We start from the raw sequence: 21971 nt of genomic DNA, 5'->3' as shown, positions 1-21971 counted from the left end.
TTAGTCAAGGGCCTTACCAAATATGGCGCCGAGGAACTTGTTACCTGTGAGGTTCTCCGCCACGGCTCGGGCGAGAAGCGCGTGCCCCTCGTCGCCCGGGTGGACCCCGTTGACCAGGTGCGCCGCGGTGAGCAGGCCGGCGCCGGGCAGCAGGGCGAACCGGTCGTCGCCGTCGCGGAGGGTGTCGCGCGTGGCCCGTTCGACGGCGTCGCGCAGCTGGGCGAGGGTGGCGCCGAGGCGTTGAGGGTCGCCTCGGCATCCGGGCGGAGAAAGGCGGCGTGACACCGAAAGGCGTGAGCTTCACCCCGAACCCGAGGCGGATCCTCTCGGTCAGCGCGGCCAGGTGCCCGAGCAGCACCTCGGGCGCGGGAGCGCGAACGCCCCTCCCGGAAGCAGTGCTCCACAGCTCACACGGCACGAAAGCCCATCCGGTCCGCGAGCCGGATCTGCTCAACAGCCTCCCGGCAGGCTCGCTGCTCGGCGGCGCGCTGACCGTGCGGATGGGCGCCCTGCCAGGGCTTCGGTACGTCGATCTCGTACAGCACATCGAGGTCCATCGCGAGGCTCCTCCGACGGGTGGCCTGCCTGGGTGCCGTGCGCGCTGCGGACGCTTGGGGACGATGCGCCGGATCTGATGAAGTGTCAAGGGACGTCGAGCCCCCGCCCGGCCGACCGTCAGGCCCCCGTCGGCATCTCTCCGGCTTCGGACTGTCCGGACACCGGTCAGCCTCGACCGCCATCAGGCGTCACCGCGACAGAGGGCGGCACAGTGGACGGCGAGTGCAAGCCCACCTCCCGGAGGCAAACTCGCCGTCGACGATGTCGGAAAACGCAGGCCGGGACCCTGCGGAACACGAAGGTCCGCAGGGTCCCGGCCTGCCCCGAGGGGCATCGTGTCGGCGTCAGATGGACACCGATCGGTGCTCGCTCAGAAGTAGTGCCTACATCAGAAGTAGTGCCTACGTCCCCCCACAGCGCGCCCACTGGCGCCGAGGATCCACAGAACTGCACCGACAACGACAAGTACGCCGCCGACTGTAGTCAGCAACGAGATACCGACCAACAGGCCGATCACCAGCAAAATGGCTCCGAGGACAATCACAGCTGTTCCCCTTATAAAGTCTCGTCGGTAAGCGCCGGCATTTCGTTCTACCTGCGGCATCTGTTTCCCGGCATCCCTACGGCCGGGAGCCGGCGAAACCCCGCCACCATCGAATCTTTCGGCTGCTGGGTCTCTGCCGTGCAAAGTCCGTGTGCCCAGCTCTCCGCGACCCATGCCTCGGGAATCCACGCCCATGTATTCGCCGAGGTTCTCCGCCTACGTGGCAGGGGGCAAAGACTGACGGTGAACATCTCGACTCCGCTGCGCAGCAGCATCACCACTTCGCTCTTCGGATCATCTCTCCCGTCGAGCTCTATTGATCCTTCGAAGAACTCTATGTAAGTGAGAAAGACACGACTCGGGGATCAGCCAGGAGTCGACTCCTCCAGTGGGGGCAGACGGTGGACATGACTCCTGGATCGGCAACGGCACGCGGACGCAGTCAGGCCCGACGCGCCGCGAACAGCACGGCAGTTGCGACGGGAGCCCGTGCGGGCTTCGTCGCTCGCGGGATCATCTACGTCCTGATCGGCGTACTCTCCCTGCGGATCTCCTTCTCGGGCGGGGGCGGCGAACAGGCCGACCGGGGCGGAGCCGTCGCCGAGATCGCGGGCAAGCCCTTCGGTGCCGCTCTGCTCTGGCTGCTCGGCGCAGCCCTGGCGGGTATGGCTCTGTGGAGGCTGTCCGGGGCCGCGTTCGGCCAGGCAGGGCCCGACGGCAAGAAGGCCAGCAAGCGGGCGATGGCCGCTGGCCGTTGCGTCTTCTACGGATTCGTCTCGTACTCCGTGCTGTCCTATGCCGCCGGCGACAAGAGCAGCGGAAGCGGTAGCTCGGACCAGAACTCCCGCGACATCACGGCGAAGGCCCTGGATTGGCCGGCCGGCCAGTGGATCGTCGCCGGCGCCGGCGCCGTGGTGGCCGCGGCCGGTGTATGGATCGCGGTGAGGGCTCTCCAGCGCAAGTTCCAAAAGCACCTGAAGATGTCCGGGATGTCATCGAAGACCCGTCAGATGGTCACTGCGCTCGGGGTGTTCGGCGGTACGTCTCGGGGCATCGTCTTCGCGGCCGCGGGCGGCTTCGCCCTCGCTGCGGCCGTCCAGCACAAGCCCGGTAAGGCCAAAGGTATGGACGACACTCTGCGTTCTTTCGCGGACACACCTGTCGGTCCCTGGCTCCTGACATTCATCGCGGTCGGCCTCGTGGCCTTCGGGCTGTTCTCCTGGGCCAGCGCCCGCTGGCGCAAGCTCTGACGTGCGACGCCGGCAACGGACGCTCCCATGAGGAGAGACCGAGTGCCGGCCTCAGAGGGGGCTACGAGTTCGAGCCCGCCGAACCCTGGCCCCCTCCGATGCCGCCCTGACCCGGCCAGACAGCCGAAGGGGCGGCGGCGCAGTTCCCTGAACGCCACTCACGTTGACACACCTCAGTTGGCGCTCTACTCGCCCGCCTTGCTTCGCACACCCTGCTGGATGCGCTTGCCGAGGGACGCATCGATGTTGGACCAGTACTCGAAGGCCCTGGCCAGGACGGGTTCACTCACCCCGTCGAGCAGGTGTCCGACGACGTTGTCCACGAGACGGTCACGCGCGGCGTCGTCGAGGACCTCGCGCACCAGCGTGCCCGCCTGGCCCCAGTCGTCGTCATCGGCATGGTCCACGTACGCGGCGCGCGTGATGTCGCCGTCCGCGTGCCAGCTGGGCGGCGCGTAGTGGCCCGTGTCGGCTGCCGGACCGCCCTTGGAGTTGGGGGCGTAGACCGGGTCCTCGGTCTTGCGGTACGCCATGGCTCCGTCTTTGGAGTATGTGTTCAGCGGCGCGATGGGAGCGTTGACCGGAAGCTGCTGGTAGTTGCCGCCAATGCGGTGACGGTGCGCGTCCGCGTAGGAGAAGAGGCGCGCCAGCAGCATGCGGTCGGGGCTCGGGCCGATGCCGGGGACGAGGTTGTTGGGCTGGAACGCGGCCTGTTCGATCTCGGCGTGATTGTCCGTGGGGTTGCGGTCGAGGGTCATCTTGCCGACCTCGATCAGCGGGTAGTCGCTGTGCGGCCACACCTTGGTCAGGTCGAACGGGTTGAAGCGGTAGGTGGCCGCGTCGTCGTACGGCATGACCTGCACGTGCAGCGTCCAGCTCGGGTAATCGCCGTCCCGGATGTGCTCGAAGAGGTCCCGAGTGTGAAAGTCGGTGTCGGTCGCGCACATCTGGTCACCCTCGTCCTGGGTGAAGAACTCGATGCCCTGGTCGGTCTTGAAGTGGTACTTCACCCAGAAACGCTCGCCCTGCGCGTTGATCCACATGTACGTGTGCGAGGTGTAGCCGTTCATGTGGCGCCAGGTGCGCGGGATGCCGCGGTCGCCCATGAGCCACGTGACCTGGTGCGCGGACTCGGGTGAGAGGGTCCAGAAGTCCCACTGCATGTCGTGGTCGCGGAGGTTGTTGTCCGCACGGCGTTTCTGGGAGCGGATGAAGTGCTGGAACTTCATCGGGTCCTTCACGAAGAAGACCGGGGTGTTGTTCCCGACCATGTCGTAGTTGCCGTCGGTGGTGTAGAACTTCACCGCGAATCCGCGCGGGTCACGCCAGGTGTCCGGGCTCCCGCGCTCGCCGGCGACGGTCGAGAACCGGGTCACCAGATCGGTGCGCGTGCCCGGCTGGAAGACCGCGGCCTTCGTGTAGGCGCTGACGTCTGCGGTGACCTCGAAGTGGCCGAAGGCACCGCTGCCCTTGGCGTGAGGCTGCCGCTCAGGAATGCGCTCCCGGTTGAACTGCGCCATCTGCTCGATCAGATAGGAGTCCTGCAGAAGGATCGGGCCACCTGCGCCGACGGTGAGCGAGTGCTCGTCGCTCTCTACCGGAATGCCGGCATCCGTGGTGGTCGCCTTGCCTGTGACGTCGTTCATGAGCTGCGTGCGCCTTTCGATCGGGTGTGCTCGTCGCGCCGCGAGGTCGGGCCCACTGCTGCGGAGGGTCGCGGCGGGGCCGCTTCGCGGCTGATCGGCAGATGCGTGGCCTTGCTGGTTCACATCCAGCCTGCGGCCTTTTCGCTCATTCGGCGCCTTTTCCTGTTTCGCCCTGCTGCTGGGTGATCTCTCGGCGAACGGGGGCCGGGCGGCCTCGTTCACGCCGCCGATACGTGCCGGGGCCCGGTTTACCGAGTCTGATGTCAGCATCCGCCGGGACTGGTGAGGACGTCCAAGAGGACCGGTCCCAGCGTGGCTACGGCCCGGCTGACACCCTCGGCCAGGTCCTCGGCAGGTCCTCGGCCCGCCTCACCCGAATGCCGGTGATGCCGAGTGCCTCGGCGACCGCAGTGAAATCCGGGGTGTCGAGCTCTGTCCTGAATTCCGGCAGGCCCGGTTGCTCCAGCTCCAGCGTCCCGAGGCGCTCGTCGCCCAAGGCGACGGCTTCCTCGGCAGCCGCCGACTACGGACGGTCACAAGATCGCCGAGGAGCATCTCGAGTCCCCCGTCACCGCAGAAGGCGACGACTTGCCGGTCCGGGTCCAGGGCTGTGCGCCGATCGCCTGCGGCATCGCGTTGGCCATCTGCCGACGGGCATCGACGTCAGATGGTGCCTACCGCCGTCAGGCAGCAAGACCGAGGTTCCCGCGGGTCAACAGAAGAACAGGGTTCACCGAGGCTCGGACGAGGACGGCAGGACCGCACCCGCCGGCGTCCCCGACACGTTCCGAGCGCGGTTTCCTCCGCAACGAGGCGGAGCACGCGCTCCCGCTCAGGACGGCCCCAGGGTTCCTTGGTCGCGAGGATGCCGACTGGTCCGATCACGGCCGCGCCGAGGTGGAGCAGCGCGGCGCCTGGCCAGCCGAAGGCTCCCACCAGCGCGGTGGCGACCAGTGGGGCGAGGACGCCGATGGCACGACCGACCGATCGCCTCCACGAGACAGCCATCGGAGTGCGTTGCCCGACGCTGCTCATTCTGTGACTCACGGGCCGCCGGGCCGCCCACTGCTCGCTGCTACGGCAGCTACGGCGCACCGCCGACGCCACCGGCGCACTCCTCGGCCACGCGAGCGGGGACCGCGTGACTGCCGCCGATACCCAACTGAGGTGATCCCGAGGGACCGACTGAGGTGATCCCGGGGGACCGTCGGTCGGGCAGGCCTGCCCGTCACAGACCGGATCGATCTCCGTAGTCAGCCCGCCGCGGGACGTCCGAAAGGCGGCCGGTCACTACCAGGTTGCCGTCCGGAGTGCGCCGCGCGAGGTCGCCGGTGCGGAGGTAGCCGTCGGCGGTGAAGGAGTGTGCGTTGTGGTCGGGCGCCCGGTAGTAGCCTCGCGACGTATAGGGACCGCGTGCGAGGAGTTCGCCGGGCTCTCCTTCGGGCACGTCCATGCCGTCGGCATCGACGATACGGATCTCATCGTCGGGCGAGAGGGGACGGCCCTGCGTGGTGAGCACGGTCTTGTCCGGATCGGCGGGTCGGGTGAGGGTGAGCAGCCCCTCCGCCATGCCGAAGACCTGCTGGAGGGGACAGCCGAGTTCGGGGGCGATCCGTTCCGCGGTCGCCCGGTGCAAGGGCGCGCCACCGATCTGCACGAGTCGCAGACTGCTCAAGTCGGTGTGGTCCGTTGCAAGTGCGTCGAGCCAGAGACGGGCGACGGCCGGCAGCACCGACGTGATGGTGACCCGTTCCCGTTCGATCACCGGAAGGCATTCAGCGGGTCCCGAGCTCTCGACCAGGACGACCGTGCCGCCTACGGAGAGGGTGCCGACGATGCCGGGGCAGCCGAAGACGAAGTTGAACTCGGCGGGCAGCGCGGCGAGATACACGTCGTTCTCGGTGAGCGACACCAGCTCCGCGGCGGCCCGCGCCTGGTAGGCGTAGTCGTTGTGGGTGCGCGGAATGAGTGAGGGCTCCGCGGCGGCTTTGCCGGAAAGCAGGAAGAACGCGACCTGTCCGGCGCTCCGTACGAGCGCCCGCTCGGCCGGGGCGTCGATGGAGCCCAGCGGAAAGTAGTGACAGCCCGACGCGTCGACCGTGAGGCCGCCGTACGCGGACGTGGCGCCCTGCGCCTCAAGCGTGAACACCCGTCGCAGGAAAGGCCCTTGAGCCGCGACGTCCGCGGCCATCGCCGTGTGGTCGAATCCCTCGTACGTCGAGGGACCGACATAGCCGACGGCCTGGGTGACATGCACGATATGGGACACCTCCGCCGCACGGTGCGAGAGCGGGCATAACACGGGGATCGCCCCGAGACGCATCAGAGCGAACACTCCGATGACGAACTCGGGAACGTTCGGCAGCTGCACGACGACCCGTTGCCCGGGCCTCAGGCCGCGCAGCCGGAATCCGGCGGCCATGCGGTCCACGCGCCGGTTCAGGTTCGCGTACGTGATGCGGGTGCCGCCGTGCACGAGCGCGGTCCGCGGTCCGTACTGCAGGGCCCAGCCGCGCAGCAGGTTGTCCAGCGTATTGCCACGCCAGTGCCCGGCTGCCCAGTAGCGGTCGGCGAACTCTTCCGGCCAGGGCGTGCAGCCGTCGAGCATGGATGTCATTCGCTTCTTTCTGTACCAGTTTCCGAACCGGGACCCTCACGAGCCGTGTTGCGCCGAAAGGGGGCGGGCCGGACAGCGCTGATCGCGACGCCTCGCCCCCCTTTTTGATGGTGGGGAGCAACCGCCGCCCTGACCTTGGCAAGCCAATCCGCCAACACCCCGATACGCAATGTGCTGTCCCAACCATCGACGCTCAAGTCCCTCAGCAGAAGGTCCAATGAGCGCCACCGACCAGGGGGAAGGCGAGGGTGGCCATGGCTCCGTGCAGGTGGGCACGCACGACTCAGCGGGTACCGATGGCTCTGGGGCGGACCGTGGCCCCAGTCGCCGCCCGGTCGCCCTCCACCCGCTCGCCGTCTGGCTCGGATCCGCCGAGGCGTCGGGCGCGTGACCGTTCAGATGGCGTCCAGCGCCAGCCCCTTCGTCTTCGGGCCGAGGAACCCCACGTTGAGGCACAGCAGCACCATCAATGCGGCGGACCCGGTGAACACCGCGGCCGCGCCGAGGTCGTCGAGCACACTCAGCGCGATGAACGGCAGGACCACGGAGACCAGTCGCGACAGCGAGTACGCGATGCCGATGGCACTGCTGCGCAGGTTCGTGGGGAAGATCTCGGCCTGGTAGACGTGGAACGCGTTGGAGAAGACATTGCTGCAGACCGTCAGCAGGAAGCCACTTCCCACGATCAGCCAGGCCGCGTCTGCGAAGCCGAACAGCAGGCCGAAGGCGGCCTGGCCGAGGGCGGCCACGATGATGAGGGTGCGGCGCTCGAACCGTTCGATGAGCGGAATCGACAGGGCGGAACCCAGTGGGTAGCCGCAGAAACTGAGCGCCGCGTACCCGAGCGAGGCAGTCGTCGAGTGGCCCTTGGCGGCGAGGACGACCGGAGCCAGAGAGCCGAAACCGTAATAGCCCACGGTCTGCAGGACCTGGAAGATCCACCACATGACGGTGCGGCGGCGATACGGCGGCTGGAACATCCTGCGCAGGGGAACCCGCACGGTGGGGACAGCCGGGCTCTGGGCCTCGGTCTGGGCCTGGGCCTGGGCCTCACTCTGGGCCTGGGCCTCGGTCTGAGCCTCGGTCTCGGCCGGGGCCTCCGCCTTTCGTGGCGCGGGCACTGGGCGTGCGTCGGCAGTCCCCGGTTCGTTGAGTGTCTCGATGCGCGCGACGACGGCCTCGGCCTCCGCACGGCGTCCCCGGGCCTCCAGCCATCGCGGGGACTCGGGGAGAGTGCGCCGCATCCACTGGATGCAGAAGGCGCCGAACGCGCCGGCCACCAGCAGCCAGCGCCATCCGGAGACCCCGGCGATCTCGTGCTCCGCCACCAGGCGCGCGCCGAGCAACGCCGCCAGTGGCACACCGAAGAACCCGACGGTGTAGGCCCAGGCGATGTACCGTCCGCGCACGGCCGTCGGCAGCAGCTCGGAGAGGTACGTGTCGACGAGCACGAGTTCGGCGCCGAGCCCGAGTCCCGCGAGGAACCGCGCCGCGATCAGCCAGTTCACGTCGGGTGCGGCGGCGCACAGCAGGGAGAACGCGGAGTACATACCGAGGTTGACCAGGAACATCCGGCGTCGGCCGAAACGGTCGGCCAGGAGTGACATGACGTTGGCACCGACGAACATCCCCAGGAACCCGGCGGCGATGATCCACGACTTCTGGGTCTGGCTCAGATGCCAGGGCTCGGCGAGCGCGGCGGCAAGTACACCGCCGAGGAACACCTCGTAGAGGTCGAAGAAGGCACCGACTCCGACTACTGCCGTGAGCCGTCGGTGCCAGGGACCCGGGCGCAGGGCCTCGAGCCGGCGGGACACCGGTGAGGCAACGCCGGCGGTGGAGGGAGTGGTTTGCGTCATGTGCCTGTCAGTTCCTTTCAAGTGTCTGCAAGGTACATGCATGTGAGCCGCGGCGGGAGGGGTACATGCATGTGAGCTGCGGCGGGAGGGGTACAGGCTCACCACCGTCGGCCGACTCCGCGAATGCCACGGCCCCCACTCCCAGCCAAGGTAGGTCCGCCACCAGCGACCTCCCTGCGGACGATCTCCGTGACACCTCCACCCGCCAGGACGACGTCGAGGCCCTTGTACCAAGTCCCGGTGCCAGGCGCCCTGCACGCGCCCGGCCGGGACGGCGTGGCAGGAGGGACGGTGCTGCGGTCGGAGCGTCGCCGCCCCGACCGCGACACCGCATCAGACCGAGCCTGTCGCCTTGGTTTGAAGGACCTCGGCGATGCTCTCCTCGCGCCAGCGTCGCAGGAGGTCGTGGAAAGCCACGGCGCCGTGTGGGTAGGCGGTCGGACCGTTGGGACGACCGCGGCCCTCGCGGTTGTAGTAGCCGGGGGTGCACTCGGCGTGGAACCACTCATGGTCGGGGGCGCCCTTGGCGCAGACGTCGATCCAGGCGGCCTCGGCATCGGGGGTGGGCTCCACGACGGCGTTCTTCTCCTCCGCGGCGGCGACCAAGGCGGCGGCGTGGACGGCCTGTTCGTCGAGGATGTGCGTGAAGTTCACGCTGCTGGCGTTCTGCAGCGAGCCCATCTGGATCAGGTTCGGGAACCCGTTGCTGGTGAAGCCGTGCAAGGTACGTGGGCCCTGCTGCGCCCGTGCGTGCAGCAGTTGAACGCCGCCGCGGCCGGTCACGGGCAGTTGCCCTGAGGTGATGCCGGAGACGCCCACGGAGAACCCGGTCGCGAACACCACGCAGTCGACTTCGTACTCCACCCCGCCGACGACGACGCCTCGCTCCGTCATGTGCTCGATGCCGTGGGTGTCGGCGGTGTCCACGAGAGTGACGTTGTCCCTGTTGAACGCGGGGAGGTACTTGTCGGAGAACGTGGGGCGCTTGCACGCGTAGCGGTACCAGGGCTGGAGGGCCGAGGCCGTGGCGGGGTCGGCGACCTCGGCGGCGACACGCTCGCGAACCTGGTTCATGGTGGCGTGGTCGGCGGCCTCGTAGGCGGCCTCGAAGTCCGGTTCGCCGTCGCGTCGGAAGCTGGGCAGGAGCTTCTCCAGCAGGGAGGCCGACGCCGTCCAGCGGTCGGCGACCAGGTCCTGCTCGGCTCCCTCCCCGGAGGCTATCCGCAGGAAGTTGTCCCGGCGTTCGGCCGCCCATCCCGGGCGGTCCGCGCCGACGTCCTGAGGTGTCGTGCGCCGCTGGCCGCGCACATCCACGGCGGACGGGGTGCGCTGGAAGACGTACAGGTGCCCGGCGTCCTCGGCCAGCGTGGGGATGACCTGCACACCGGTGGCGCCTGTGCCGACGACGGCGACCCTCTTGCCGGCCAGGCCCGTCATGCCTCCTTCGGAACTGCCGCCGGTGTATCCGTAGTCCCAGCGGGAGGTGTGGAAGGTGTGGCCCCGGTAGTCCTCGATGCCGGGGATGCCGGGGAGCTTGGGCTCTGTCAGCGTGCCGGTGGCCGTGATGACGTAGGTGGCACGGAACGTGTCGCCGCGGTCGGTGGCGACCACCCATTGCTGGGCGGTCTCGTCCCAGGCCAGGGAGGTGACGGCGGTGGAGAAGAGGGCGTCCTCGTACAGGCCGAACTGCTCGGAGATACGCACCGCGTGACGCCGGATCTCCTCCCCCGGTGCGTACTTCCACTCCGGCACGTAGCCGGTCTCGTCGAGCAGCGGCAGGTAGACGTGCGACTCGATGTCGCAGTGGATGCCCGGGTAGCGGTTCCAGTACCAAGTGCCGCCGAAGTCACCGCCCTTGTCGATGACCCGCACCTTCGCCACGCCCTGCCCGCGCAGGCGGGCGCCTGCCAGGATCCCGCCGAACCCGCCACCGACGATCGCGACGTCCACCACGTCGTGCAGCGGCTCGCGTTCCGCCACGTCATCGACGTACGGGTCGGCGGCGAAGTAGCCGAACTCGGCGGCCGTGGACCGGTATTGGCTCGTCCCTTCGGGGCGCACGCGGCGTTCACGCTCGACGCGGTAGCGCTCGCGCAGGTCGGCGGTCTCCTGCGGGGTGGGCGGGGTGTCGCACAGCGGCAGGGTCATATGGCGGGTTCCTCTCGTGGGGGGAGGTGCGCTGGTCGCCGCGGGGGTTGGGGCTGTGCCCTCGCGGGGCGTCCCGCGCGGTCACCGGTACCGTAACCCAAGAACCGGACAACACTGTCCGGTTGCGATGCGGGGCCCGCCTCACACGGCCCCGCCCGAGCGCCACCACACGAAGGGCCCGCGATGTCGAACCTCACCACCAATTCCGCGCTCCGCGACTGGCTGGCAGACCCCGCAGCCGGGCAGGTCCTGCGCGGACTTCTGGCCTCCCAGGGGCAGAACGAGCAGGCCCTCGCCCCGGCCCTCGGCCTGCCGCTGGAGCGGCTCGTGAAGATGTCCGGCGGGAAGTTCCCGCCGGAGCTCGTGGCCGTACTGGTCACCGCCGCCGAGACCGGCCAGGTCCCCGAGGGCCTGCCCACCGCTCCCCCGGCCGATACCGCAGCAGCCGTGGAACCCGACCTGGGCGTCGAGATAGGCACCCCCGAACCATGGACCGAACAGATCACGCACGGTCGCTTCAACGGCCAGACCGTCGTCGTCACCGGTGCCGCCTCCGGCATCGGAAGGGCCGTCGCCTCGCGCATCGTGCGCGAGGGCGGCCGCGTGATCGCCGTCGACGTCTCCGGCGACGGCCTCGCGGCCCTTGCCGCCGACCTGGGCGAGGCGGTCGTGCCCCTCACCGCCGACATCACCGCGCCCGCGTCCGCCGACGCCGTCCTGGCCGCCGCGGGCGGTCGGGTGGACGCCCTGGCGAACGTCGCCGGCGTGATGGACAACGACGCCGCCGTGCACGAGGTCGACGACACCATCTGGGATCGCGTCATGCGCATCAACGTCGACGGCCCCATGCGCCTGATGCGCGCCGTCGTGCCGGGCATGCTCGCCGCGGGCGGCGGCCGGATCGTCAACATCGTCTCCGAGGCCGCCCTGCGCGGCTCGGCCGCCGGTGCCGCCTACACCACCTCCAAGCACGCCCTGGTGGGCCTGACGAAATCGTCGGCCTACCAGTACGCGGGCACCGGCGTGCAGGTCAACGCCGTCGCCCCGGGCGCGGTGGCCACCGGAATCCACCTCCCCACCGCCGCCCCCTACGGCTCGGTCCGCACCGCGAAGATGCGTGTCGCGATCCCCGGCCTCGCCATGGCCGAGGAGCTGGCCGCGTCGATCACGTTCCTGCTCAGCAAGGACGCGGTGAACCTCAACGGCGCGATCCTGCCCTCCGACGGCGGCTGGTCGGCCGCCTGATCCCTGTCCGGTCAAAGCCCTGGTGCCGAACATCCCGACGGCAGGGCCCAGTTGCCGAACTCCCGCGCCACTGCCGGGAGTCCTCGCGCCCTGGCCGGTGTGGCCGCCCTCGGCCTTCTGGCACTGACCGGATGCGGCACCCGACCCAGACCGCCGACCACACCGCCACCCCGGCCTCGCAACCCACGTCGTCCGGCGAGGGCAGAAGCATCCGGGCCACCCAGTTCGCGCACGTGACCGACGTGCACGAGGCCACCGGCATGACCCTGCTGGAGGGCCCGGTCCTGGTCGAGGACGGCAGCCTGTACGTCGTGGACGTCACCGCACCCCCGGGCGAGCCCAAGCTCATCTCCGTCGACGTAGCCACCGGCAAGCACAAAAGCGTCTACACCGACACCGGACGTCGTGACGCGCAGGACGGCTCGCAGCAGCGCACGTTCTTCTCCGGTGAGGTCGACGGCTCCAGGATGACGCCGGACGACATCGCCTTCGACGACGAGGGCAACGTGTACGTGAGCGACGCGCACGGCACGGAGCCGGACGAGACCGATGGCCGCATCGTGCGCATCGACCGTGACGGCACGAAGACCACCGTCCTCGCCGACGGACTGTCCCAGCCCAACGGAGTCATGTTCGACCCCGAACTGCGCGGCCTGTGGATCAGCGAGCTCGCCGAGGACACCATCTCCTACCTGCTGCTCGACGCCGACAAGACCGCTGTGACCTCCCAACACGAGGCCATCCATGTCGACGGCGGCCTGGCCCAGACCGACTCCGTCGCCGTGGACGCCGACGGGAACCTCTACCAGGCCCCTGCACGGCCGGCCCGCCATCGCCGTCTACAGCAAGTACGGGGCACGTCTGGCCACCGTCGAGGTTCCCGCCGAGAAGGCCGAGGGCCTGAAGTCGGCGACCAACGTCGCGATCACACCAGACAGCACGAAGGCCTACATGACCGTCAGCGGCCCCGCGGGCGGGTACGTCTTCGAGTTCACCGCACTGGCCAAGGGCATCCGCCAGTCCAACGGCGGCTGACGGTCACACGTCGGCGACCGCCTCGCAAGGTCGCAGCGGCCCCACCTCGACGCCGAGCAGCTGCCAGGCCGCAAGGGCCACGCGCTCCCGTTCCGTCGGGGTGGGACCGGCGACGGCGCCGGAGACCATCGCGACGGCGAGCATGACGTCGTCGGCGGAAAGACGATGCCCAGCGGGCAGGCACCGGGCCAGGACCCTGCGGACGCGCTCGGACAGCGCGCGGCCCTGCTCGCCGTCGCCGCGCACGCGCAACAGGTCGACGAATGCCGTCGAGCGGGTCAGGTGCCAAGTGACCACGCCCAGAACACCCTTGAGACTCGCGCCCGGCTCGGCGCCGGCCCGCTCGATCTGCTGGACGTTCTCGTCCAGAACGGCGGAGGCCAATGCGAAGCGGTCGGCGAAGTGCCGGTAGAGACTGCCCTGCCCCACCCCTGCGCGGCGAGCGACGGCGGACAGCGGGGCGTTCAGGCCCTGCTCGGCGAAGACCTCGCGGGCGGCGGCGATGAGAGCGGCCCGGTTGCGGGCCGCGACCCGCCGCCCCTGGTTGGCCGGGCGGGCCTGGCCGGAAGCGTCGCCGCGGTCGGAGCCCGCACGGCCGCCCCGCACCACCGCCGAGCCCCGCCCGGCCGGCTGAGGGTCCTGGGGCTCGCTGGGATTCATCACCTCGGCAGCGTAGTACGAGCCCAGGGCGCACCGGCCCGGCAGCTCATCCACCGCCACGGCGCTGTTCGCTGATCAGACGGAGCCCGCGTCGGAAGACTGCACCCGAAGTGCGCATGGACCTGGCCCCCGGTCCACCAGATCGCCACCGCCGTGCAGCGACGAAGGCAGCCACATCAGCTCTTCGCGGCGGACACCGCGAAGCGCGCTGAAGTCGCTCCCCGGACTGGCTGCCGGAACCGGGCCACCACCGGCGTCGGGAGGGCCGCTCGGCCGGACGGTCCCGTGTCTTCACCCGTCCGTGGATTCGTCCGCGGAAACCTTGGCTGGCCGGCAGTGATCCGAACGTTCCTCATCACCTCCCGCCACCTCACAATCAATCCGAAAACAGATCAATATGGTGCGTCCTCACACTGCCAAAATAAAGAAATACCGGCCATCTCGCGAGCTCCCAACTCAGCCTCAAAGCAGAGCAGTTGCACCTTCCAGTGCCGCAAAGACCACTAGCGGTGCTCACCGTTTCCTATTTCCATCAACCAGCGCTCACTCGTTCGAGTGGAGCACAGGAATGGCTCTCCGGCCGAAATCTCCAACCGTCTTATTCTCCGAAGGCACCACAAATATTCCGGACCACGCCGCCGCTGATTCCCATTTATCCAGGAACTGTTGGTCGGGGTGTAGACGATCTCCGCGTAGTTCGCCGCCGCCTACGTCGCGACCGCTGACAGCGCCTCGTGGTCACGCGCGGAGACCAGGAACGTTTCCCCCGGAAACTCAACGCAGATGGAAAGGTGGCCCTTTGGCGCAGCCCGGCGGCGTGTTATTACCACTCACATTGAAGTCTGCACACGTAAGGAACAGATAGTTGAATTTACCGAGCAGGAAGGCCAGAACCCCAATTACTACCGTGATGCCGACCGCTCCGAATCGCTGCCCCATGGGAAGTTCGTCGTAGTCGGACAGCAGAATTTTCGACAGCAGCCAGGTCAGATATGGGGCACTTACCAGTGTAATCACCACCTCGAAGTAGTGAATGTAATGAAACCTGCCGCCCCTTGGCGCCAACATTCCCAGAACGATCCAGAATGTGGGCAGCAGCAAAGCGATCCAGCTGCCCCAGGGCACGGCCCCTCTTTTGTGCAGTACCAAGCCCGAGAGCAGTACGGCCGTAGCCACCGCCCAGAGGGCCATCACGCTGTCAAAAAAGATGGCGTTATACGCGCCGAACGTGAACGCCGGCCACCAGATGACGAGCGTCCCACCCGCCGCCGCGGTCGCGGTACCTCGTAGAGCGGAGTGGATCTCAGGTAGACGGGGCTTAATCTTCCGACTCGAACTGCGGGGCTCTCCGTTTTCCATTCCCGCTCCACCTATTCGCCGTAAAGCCAGTAGGATGAGCCCTACTACTCGCTTCTTTGCGCAACATTCCATCGGCCTGTTTGACAATATATGCATAAGACTCCCCGGGTTATGACAACACGCCGTCGCGCCCGCGGGCCTCGCACTGCTGCACAGTGGTCACAAGGCGGGGGGAGAGGTGGTTTGAAACCGGTCGGCGGGTCAGGTCAACTGCAAGGGGAAGATCAACGAGGAGGCGTCGTGGTGGTTCAGCGCGAGGCAGATGATCTCCTCACTCACGCGGGGCGCGATCTCCGGCACGTTCCGGTAGCCGGAGAACCAGGTGGCGGCGAAGCCGTTCTCCAGGACGTACAGCCAGTCCCCGCAAGTGCCGTACATCGCATGGCTGACGTCCGTCCTTCCCCAGGGGTCGGGGTAGCCAGCTCATGGGCGTTCCTCGCACAGATCCTGGCACCAAAGCTGCGCGCACCCTGAGGCTGTGGACCCGTGTGGCGCTGCATGGCAGTCGGCTGCCTCACCCTGGCGATGGATCCCCTTCATCGGTCCGGCCGGGAAGGAGCTGTTGCGACCAGACCGTCTTGCCTCGTGCGGCGTAGCGCGTGCCCCAGCGGTGGCTCATGCTCATCACTAGATACAGCCCTCGGCCGCCCTCGTCGGTGTCGTGGGCGCGGCGCATGTGTGGCGAGGTGTTGCTTCCGTCGGTGACCTCGCACGTGAGATGCCGGTCCCGGATGAGCCGGAGACTCACCGGGCCCTCTCCGTATCGGATGGCGTTCGTCACCAGCTCACTGATGATCAGTTCCGTTTCGAACGCGATCCCCTCCAGCCCCCAGGCAACCAGCTGTCGTCCGGCGAGAGACCTCGCCGCGGCGACCACCGACGGGTCGGACGGCAGGTCCCAGTGAACCGCCTGGTCTTCCGAGAGGCCGCGGGCGCGTGCCAGGAGCAGGACGGCGTCGTCGTCGGCCTGATCGTCGGCCAGGGCATAGGCGATGGCGTCGGCCGTCTCGGACAGTGCACGGTCCTGGTGGGTGAGAACGCGTCGGAGCGTGTCAGCCGCCTCGTCACTGCCCGCGAGCAGTCCGTCGGTGTACAGGCAGAGGACGGCGCCGTCCTCGAGACTGTGCGTGGCTGTCTCGTACGTGCCGTGGGCCGTGCCGAGCGCGGGACCCATCTCGACCTCCACTGTGGCGACCTCTCCTTCCGGAGAGACGAGCAGCGGGGCGGGGTGCCCGGCGGAGGCGAGGGTCAGGTGGCGCTTCACCGGGTCGTAGACGGCGTACGCGCAGGTGGCGACTCGTCCGCCGGTAGGGATGTCGCCATCGTGGTCCAACTCATCGGCGTCGACGTTCTCACTGGCGAGCCGGGCAGCGATCTCGTCGAGATGGATCAGCAACTCGTCCGGCTCCAGGTCGAGTTCGGCGAGCGTACGCAGGGCGGTACGGAGGCGCCCCATCATGGCAGCGACCTCGATCCCGTGTCCGACGACGTCGCCGACGACGAGTCCGACCCGGGCTCCGGACAGTTCGATCACGTCGAACCAGTCCCCGCCCGCGCTCACGGGCAGGTACAGATGCGCCGTCTCCACGGTTGTCAGGTCCGGCGTACGGCTCGGCAGCAAATGCCGCTGGAGGGCCGTTGCCGTGTTCCGCTCCCGTGTGTAGCTCGACGCGTGATCGATGCCGAGGGCGGCCCGGGAGGCGACCTGCACCGCCAGGTCGAGATCCTGCTGTGTGTACGGCTGGGGCCGCTCCGAGCGGTAGAGCGTGACGACACCGAGCACGGCATCGGGTACCACGAGGGGCACGGCCATCAACGAGTGGACGCCTGCGCTGGCGAGTGCGTGGGCGTGCTCGGACAGCTCGGGGGGCCAGACCCCCCCGGCGTCCAGCCGCGACACCAGGCGGGGCGCGGCGTCCTCGAGGCTCCGCGTGAAGGGGGTGGCCACGGGCAACGTCTCAAGGATCGTGTCCCTTTCGTCGGCGTGTGTGTCGGGCCCGTTCAGGAAGGCCGCCCGGCGGAGCGGCTCTCCGGCGCCGACCGGTCCCCGACGGCGAGGCTCACCGCGCAGTACCGCATCCAGGATGTGCACCGTCACCGCGTCGGCGAGGGCCGGCACCAGCACACCTGCCAGTTCGCGGGCCGTCGTCGTCGCGTCCAGCGTCGTTCCGACGGTCCGGCGAGTGTCGTAGAGGAGATCGAGCCGCGCCCGGGCCGCCTCACGTTCGGTCACGTCCTCGACCGCCATGAGCACTCCGGGATGCCCGTCGACAGCGTCGTCCACCTGGAAAATGGACACCGAGACCGTCAGGTCCTCGTCCGGTCGAGTGGCCGATGTGCCCTTCACGGTGTGCCGGAGTACGGACTCACCAGTGCGGAGGGTTTCCCGAGCGAGGACACCGAGCTCCGTGGTGTCGAGGCCCGAACTGACCTCTTCGAACGTTCGCCCGATTACCTGCTCGGCGGTGATGCCCCGCAGACCACGGGTCGATGTGTTGTAGCGATGCACGCGCAGCTGATCGTCGAGAAGGAAGAGGCCGAGCGGTGCCTGCGTGAACAAGGCTTCCAGTACGGCCGAGTCCGATGCTCTCGTGCCGAGGTAGGCGTCGGCGTCAACCACGTGCGTCCCTCCTGTCCGGTTTCTTCAGGCCGGTCGAGCGGTCTTGAGGGGCGGCAGGTGCACGTGCCCGGCGAGGGCTTCGGGGTGCGGTTGGTACATGCCCAGGACGGGCGGGACGGCGCCTGCTCCGACCCCGGCCCCGGTGGCTCGGAGGCCGAGGTGGACGGAGTAGCTGGTGGCGTTGTCGACACTGACGAAACCGTCCCGCGGTCCGGCCGCCGCGCCGACGTGGCTCACGACGCCGAACGGGGCCGCGGGCAGCGCCGAGATCCCCTCACGGGTGGAGCACGCGGCCTGCCCCAGGTCGAAGGCGATCGGGAAGCCGTCCAGGAACGCCTCGGCCACCGCCCCTCCGACTTCTTCCGCCATACGCGCGCACCGCCTTCTTGGGACTCCCGTCCGCGCCATCCTCACCCCACCGGCCTCGCCCCGCCACCCGCGACCGGCCCGTGAGGGGTATACACAGGGACCGCACCGACCGCACCGACGGATTGGCGCAGCCTTCACCACCACTCGAACCAACAGCTCCTCACAGAGCGACCAAAACCTGCACGAGAACCGTGCTGGAGAACGCCCCTGCTCACGAGATCGGCCCACGAACACCGGTCACCGAGTGCGTCACGAACCTCGACTCCGCCACCCGACCGGACCATGCAATGACTCTGTGTTAAGACGCATCGCCCGACAGTGCATCCACACTCATGACGATCCTGGGTCGATCCTGTGCATCTTTGCAGGCCACGACAGAGATTTCGGACGAGGCCACCCATCTCGCTGTCCAGCCCATCCTGACCCCGTGATAACACGTAGTAATCACATTCGAGGAGGCTACGACCGCATGGGTATCTTCAGCCGTCGCCAGGGCGCGACCATCGAGCCGACGCCTGCTGCCGGCCCTCGTACGCCGTTCCCGGGCGCCGAGACCACCGGCGCCGCGCTCGACCCCGCCCTTCGCGCGCTGACCGGGCAATGGACCATCGACCGCCCGCACAGCCGTATCGGCTTCTCCGTACGCCATGCCATGGTCACCACCGTGCGCGGCGCCTTCGCCGACTACGACAGCGCCCTGTACTTCGACGGAGCCCGCCCCTCCCAATCCCGGGCCGAAATCACCATCCGGGTCGCCAGCGTCGACACCGGCGTCGAACAACGCGACGCCCACCTGATCGGCACCGACTTCTTCGACGCCCGCCGCTACCCGGAAATGACCTTCCGCAGCACCTCCGCCACCCACGAAGGCGGAGAGACCTTCCGCATGACGGGTGACCTGACCATCCGCCAAGTCACCCGCCCCGTCGAACTCCAACTCGACTACCTCGGCTCCGTACTCGACCCCTTCGGCTACGAACGAGCCGGCTTCGACGCCACCACCACCATCGACCGCACCCAATGGGGCCTCGTCTACAACCAGCGCCTCGAAGCCGGCGGCACCATGGTGAGTGAGAAAGTCCGGCTGCAGTTCGACATCTCCGCGATCCGCTCCACCCCCACCGCATAACGGCACCACGTTGCACGAACGGCCCCGCTCCCCCACCACGAAGGTGGGAGGGCGACAGGCCGGCGAACCGTGAGCCCGACCGACTGCGAGGCGATCGTGCCTTCCTGGGCGGCCCCGCAGTCATCGGCGCTCTGGGAGCTGGGCCGACACGCTACAAGGCGTTCGACAAGCTGAGCTCGGCGCGAGCGGGAGACCTCGGGCACTGGTGGGCCTGGGCCAACGAACCCTGCGCGACCTGGCCGGCCCAGACAGCCACGACCTGCACCGGCCCCTGGCACACACCCACCGCGCACCCGATCCTCGTCATCAACCCCACCTACGACCCCGCCACCTCCTACCGGGAGGGCAGGGCCATGGCACGGGAACTCACCGACGCCCGCCTGCTCACCCTCAACGGCTACGGCCTCACCGCCCTGGACAACCCCAGCACCTGGGATCGGCAACCACACCGTCCGGCACTTCCTCACCGGTGTGCGCCCCGCAGCCGGCGCATCCTGTGAGCAGGACGTCCCGCCCTGCACCACCACACCGACAGCCACCGATTGGCCCCGACCGAGACTGCTGTCCGGAGTCGTGCGCGGGGCAGAATTGCGGAGTGCCGGATCTGCTGTGGGACGACGTCAAGGACTTCTTCGACCCTGACCTGATGGGTGCTCTGCCGGATGTGCGCGTGGCAGGTGCCTCGGTCGAGGACTGGCAAGCCGTGTTCGATCTGGTGCGGTCGAGCGGGTGGACGTGGGAGTACTCGGCGGGCGGAGTCGTCGGACCGTTGCCGACGGCCGCGGAGGTGCTGTCTCGTCCCGCCGATGCGGAGGTGGCCGATCTGCGGGTCTGGCCGATCCCGGATGTACTGGCGATCTTCCGCCCGATGTCAGTCGACGAAATCGACTTCGATGTCGACCTTCGCCAACTGCAGGGCCAAGTGGGAGTGGACATCCTGTGCGGATTCCTCAGCGCGATCGGCCGTCGGCTGGGCAAACCGGTGGCCATGACCGCCGAAGGCGACGACGCGAACCCAGTGCTTGGATTCACCCCTGCGGCCGACCGCGTGGTGCTGCTGGCGGATCCACGGCGCAGGTGACCGCATCGGCCTTGCTACGTGAAGTCGGAGTACGCGAGATGGATCGCGCAGACCCGGCAGCGGAAGAGATACGCCGTCGGCTGGCCGTCCTTGTCCAGCGACCCGACGTAGTGCTCGACCTGGTCCGCCGGCCGGCCCCAGCCGCTGGCCTCCCGCCGCAGCATCTCCAGCGCCTCGGGGTGAACGGCGAGTTCACCAGCCCCGGCCCGGCCCAGGAACGCAGCGCCGTCGCCGCAGTGGAAGAACCACTGCGTCTCCTGCCAGGCCGCGAATCCCGGAGTGCGCCGGTCGACCGCCGCGAACACCTCCAGGGGCACGTCCTCCCCCAGCCAAGTTCCGTCTGTGAAGTGGGCGTCGAACCGTTCCGCGGCGCTGCCGTCCGCGACGCACCACGGACACAGCAGACCCTTGATCTCCTCGACCGCGTAGACCGGGCCCGTGTAGATGTACCCACGTGCCTGCTCACAACGGACGCAGGTCTTCTCCGAGTGGTACGGGAACTCGGGAAGCCACTCAGTCACAGCACGCGACCGTAGCAACCCGTACGAACGGACGGTCCACCGCATCGCCCTGCAGAACGCGAACCTGGTCATCGACGCCACTCACGCCCAGCAGACGCGACGTCAGGTGAGGTCTTCCTGGTCGGCGATGATGTCGGTCTCGTACTGGTCGATGATCTGTTGTGGGGTGCGGCCGGTGTGGTGGGCGAGGTCGTTGATGGCGGTGGTGGCCCAGTTCGCCACGGACAGCGCCAGGGCCATCAACTGGTCGTCGCCGTAGGTGTTCTTGACGCCCAGCAGGTAGGCGAGGTTGAGATACGGAACCAGTTGGGGATCGCTCGCGTGTCCGGTGCCGGCGCGGAGCATCTCGATGGTGGTCCGGGTGGCCTGCTCATGTTCCGGCAGCAATCGCTGTCGTTCGACCTGCACGTGGGCGATCATCTGGCGGCGTGCGAGCGGGTCCACCCTGCGCCCCTTTCTGTGGGCGGTGTTGCTGTTGCGGTCATGGGGTGGCGCGCAGCAGGACAAGGGACCCGTAGTAGCTCGGGCGGCTGCGCAGATGGCCGAAGGCTTCGTCCCAGGCGCCTGAGCCGAGGGCGCGGCGCAGCGAGGTGTCGAAGTCCTGGCGGGCCCGGTCGTCGACGAAGCTCCAGGCCGAGCAGGCTTGGCGGGCGGCGGGGTCGAGGAGCATTTCGGGGCGGCCGTAGTACGCCTCGTTGAAGCCGTCGGTGCAGTCCAGCGGGATGGGGACGGGCTGGATCGTGGTGGTGCCGCCGAGCGCGGCCGTGAGCCGGTCCAGCGATGGGTAGCGGCGCGCTTCGGTGTCCAGGACGTCGGGGGCGTACTCGTAGAGCCAGAAGTCGCGTACGCGCGCGGGGTCGCAGGTAAGTACGGCGACGGGGCCGCGGGTCACGCGTCGCATCTCGTGCAGCCCGGCCTCGACGTCGGACCACTGGTGGACGCTGAAGAGGGTCATCGCCGCGTCGAACTGCCCTTCGTCGAAGGGAAGGCCTTCCGCCACGGCGTCGATGGCCGTGGCGAGCTCGGCGGGGCGCTGGGCACGCATGGCCAGGGAGGGCTCGACCGCGGTGATCGTGTGCGCGGCGCTCTCGTAGGAGCCAGTGCCGGCGCCGACGTTGAGGACGGTGCGCGCATCGCCGAGGGCCTCGGCGATCACGTGGGCGATGCGCTCGTCGGGGCGTCGGTAGGAGGCGTGGGCGGAGCCGATGGTGCCGTGGTCGACATCACCGGCGCTGCCGTCGTAAGTGCGCATGACCAAGGGGACCTCGCCTGTGGGCCGGGCCGGGGCGGTGAGCGGTCCGTCCCGAACGACGACTCCATCTTGCATCTG

Annotated in this window: 20 protein-coding genes and 2 pseudogenes; 6 read left to right on the top strand and 16 right to left on the bottom strand. The window is 68.6% G+C overall.

The window, feature by feature from the left end; genetic code table 11:
- The 3 genes from LGI35_RS42550 to LGI35_RS42540 form a co-directional block, all read right to left on the bottom strand.
- Nucleotides 1-285, bottom strand: coding sequence for an SGNH/GDSL hydrolase family protein (locus LGI35_RS42550; RefSeq protein ID WP_227299787.1), 285 nt, complete (start codon nucleotides 283-285; stop codon nucleotides 1-3).
- Between the two features lie 122 nt (nucleotides 286-407).
- On the bottom strand, nucleotides 408-557 hold the full coding sequence (locus tag LGI35_RS42545; RefSeq protein WP_227299786.1) for a hypothetical protein: 150 nt from the start codon (nucleotides 555-557) through the stop codon (nucleotides 408-410).
- 389 nt (nucleotides 558-946) lie between these two features.
- A complete protein-coding gene (locus tag LGI35_RS42540; protein WP_227299785.1) occupies nucleotides 947-1102 on the bottom strand; it encodes a DUF6131 family protein in 156 nt (51 codons plus the stop codon).
- A 407-nt stretch (nucleotides 1103-1509) separates the two neighbouring features.
- Here LGI35_RS42540 and LGI35_RS42535 point away from each other — a divergent pair, with 407 nt between their 5' ends.
- On the top strand, nucleotides 1510-2352 hold the full coding sequence (locus LGI35_RS42535; RefSeq protein ID WP_227299784.1) for a DUF1206 domain-containing protein: 843 nt from the start codon (nucleotides 1510-1512) through the stop codon (nucleotides 2350-2352).
- 185 nt (nucleotides 2353-2537) lie between these two features.
- Here LGI35_RS42535 and LGI35_RS42530 read toward each other — a convergent pair whose 3' ends face one another.
- The 5 genes and pseudogenes from LGI35_RS42530 to LGI35_RS42510 form a co-directional block, all read right to left on the bottom strand.
- The gene (locus tag LGI35_RS42530; protein WP_227299783.1) at nucleotides 2538-3998 is read right to left on the bottom strand and encodes a catalase; all 1461 of its coding nucleotides are present in this window, start codon (nucleotides 3996-3998) and stop codon (nucleotides 2538-2540) included.
- A 275-nt stretch (nucleotides 3999-4273) separates the two neighbouring features.
- Nucleotides 4274-4642, bottom strand: a pseudogene (locus LGI35_RS42525) (thiamine pyrophosphate-dependent enzyme); the annotation flags it as partial.
- A gap of 584 nt (nucleotides 4643-5226) precedes the next feature.
- Nucleotides 5227-6615: a (2,3-dihydroxybenzoyl)adenylate synthase gene (locus tag LGI35_RS42520; protein WP_227299782.1), complete on the bottom strand. Its 1389-nt coding sequence runs from the start codon at nucleotides 6613-6615 to the stop codon at nucleotides 5227-5229.
- A 395-nt stretch (nucleotides 6616-7010) separates the two neighbouring features.
- Nucleotides 7011-8474 (bottom strand): MFS transporter, encoded by a 1464-nt coding sequence (locus LGI35_RS42515; protein ID WP_227299781.1) that lies wholly within the window; start codon nucleotides 8472-8474, stop codon nucleotides 7011-7013.
- 333 nt (nucleotides 8475-8807) lie between these two features.
- Nucleotides 8808-10622 carry a flavin-containing monooxygenase gene (locus LGI35_RS42510; RefSeq protein WP_227299780.1) on the bottom strand — a complete coding sequence of 605 codons (1815 nt, stop codon included), beginning with the start codon at nucleotides 10620-10622 and terminating at the stop codon, nucleotides 8808-8810.
- 183 nt (nucleotides 10623-10805) lie between these two features.
- On the opposite strand from LGI35_RS42510, the gene LGI35_RS42505 reads away from it, so the two are divergent.
- Nucleotides 10806-11867, top strand: coding sequence for an SDR family NAD(P)-dependent oxidoreductase (locus LGI35_RS42505; RefSeq protein ID WP_227299779.1), 1062 nt, complete (start codon nucleotides 10806-10808; stop codon nucleotides 11865-11867).
- A 51-nt stretch (nucleotides 11868-11918) separates the two neighbouring features.
- Nucleotides 11919-12902, top strand: a pseudogene (locus tag LGI35_RS42500) (SMP-30/gluconolactonase/LRE family protein).
- 3 nt (nucleotides 12903-12905) lie between these two features.
- On the opposite strand, the gene LGI35_RS42495 reads toward LGI35_RS42500, so the two are convergent.
- The 5 genes from LGI35_RS42495 to LGI35_RS42475 all read right to left on the bottom strand — a co-directional run bounded on the left by LGI35_RS42495 (nucleotide 12906) and on the right by LGI35_RS42475 (nucleotide 17910).
- Nucleotides 12906-13562: a TetR/AcrR family transcriptional regulator gene (locus LGI35_RS42495; RefSeq protein WP_227300745.1), complete on the bottom strand. Its 657-nt coding sequence runs from the start codon at nucleotides 13560-13562 to the stop codon at nucleotides 12906-12908.
- A 774-nt stretch (nucleotides 13563-14336) separates the two neighbouring features.
- On the bottom strand, nucleotides 14337-14921 hold the full coding sequence (locus LGI35_RS42490) for a hypothetical protein (protein WP_227299778.1): 585 nt from the start codon (nucleotides 14919-14921) through the stop codon (nucleotides 14337-14339).
- 201 nt (nucleotides 14922-15122) lie between these two features.
- Nucleotides 15123-15299 carry a hypothetical protein gene (locus tag LGI35_RS42485; protein ID WP_227299777.1) on the bottom strand — a complete coding sequence of 59 codons (177 nt, stop codon included), beginning with the start codon at nucleotides 15297-15299 and terminating at the stop codon, nucleotides 15123-15125.
- A gap of 136 nt (nucleotides 15300-15435) precedes the next feature.
- Nucleotides 15436-17541, bottom strand: a complete 2106-nt coding sequence (locus LGI35_RS42480) for a SpoIIE family protein phosphatase (protein ID WP_227299776.1) — start codon at nucleotides 17539-17541, stop codon at nucleotides 15436-15438.
- A 24-nt stretch (nucleotides 17542-17565) separates the two neighbouring features.
- Complete coding sequence (locus tag LGI35_RS42475; RefSeq protein WP_227299775.1) at nucleotides 17566-17910, bottom strand: hypothetical protein; 345 nt, start codon at nucleotides 17908-17910, stop codon at nucleotides 17566-17568.
- A gap of 469 nt (nucleotides 17911-18379) precedes the next feature.
- Between LGI35_RS42475 and LGI35_RS42470 the strand changes: the two genes are divergently transcribed.
- From LGI35_RS42470 to LGI35_RS42460, 3 genes are all read left to right on the top strand, one after another.
- A complete protein-coding gene (locus tag LGI35_RS42470; protein WP_227299774.1) occupies nucleotides 18380-19039 on the top strand; it encodes a YceI family protein in 660 nt (219 codons plus the stop codon).
- Nucleotides 19036-19539: an alpha/beta hydrolase gene (locus LGI35_RS42465; RefSeq protein WP_341483510.1), complete on the top strand. Its 504-nt coding sequence runs from the start codon at nucleotides 19036-19038 to the stop codon at nucleotides 19537-19539. The genes LGI35_RS42470 and LGI35_RS42465 overlap by 4 nt, the downstream gene beginning before the upstream one ends.
- 95 nt (nucleotides 19540-19634) lie before the next feature.
- Nucleotides 19635-20120 carry a hypothetical protein gene (locus LGI35_RS42460; protein ID WP_227299773.1) on the top strand — a complete coding sequence of 162 codons (486 nt, stop codon included), beginning with the start codon at nucleotides 19635-19637 and terminating at the stop codon, nucleotides 20118-20120.
- A gap of 14 nt (nucleotides 20121-20134) precedes the next feature.
- Here LGI35_RS42460 and LGI35_RS42455 read toward each other — a convergent pair whose 3' ends face one another.
- The 3 genes from LGI35_RS42455 to LGI35_RS42445 all read right to left on the bottom strand — a co-directional run bounded on the left by LGI35_RS42455 (nucleotide 20135) and on the right by LGI35_RS42445 (nucleotide 21893).
- Complete coding sequence (locus LGI35_RS42455) at nucleotides 20135-20641, bottom strand: CbrC family protein (RefSeq protein ID WP_227299772.1); 507 nt, start codon at nucleotides 20639-20641, stop codon at nucleotides 20135-20137.
- A gap of 102 nt (nucleotides 20642-20743) precedes the next feature.
- Complete coding sequence (locus tag LGI35_RS42450; RefSeq protein WP_227299771.1) at nucleotides 20744-21085, bottom strand: hypothetical protein; 342 nt, start codon at nucleotides 21083-21085, stop codon at nucleotides 20744-20746.
- 37 nt (nucleotides 21086-21122) lie between these two features.
- A complete protein-coding gene (locus LGI35_RS42445) occupies nucleotides 21123-21893 on the bottom strand; it encodes a class I SAM-dependent methyltransferase (protein WP_227299770.1) in 771 nt (256 codons plus the stop codon).
- Nucleotides 21894-21971: the final 78 nt, after the last annotated feature.

This window comes from Streptomyces longhuiensis, assembly GCF_020616555.1.
Classification (GTDB): domain Bacteria; phylum Actinomycetota; class Actinomycetes; order Streptomycetales; family Streptomycetaceae; genus Streptomyces; species Streptomyces longhuiensis.
This window is presented reverse-complemented; position numbering and strand designations above follow the sequence as displayed.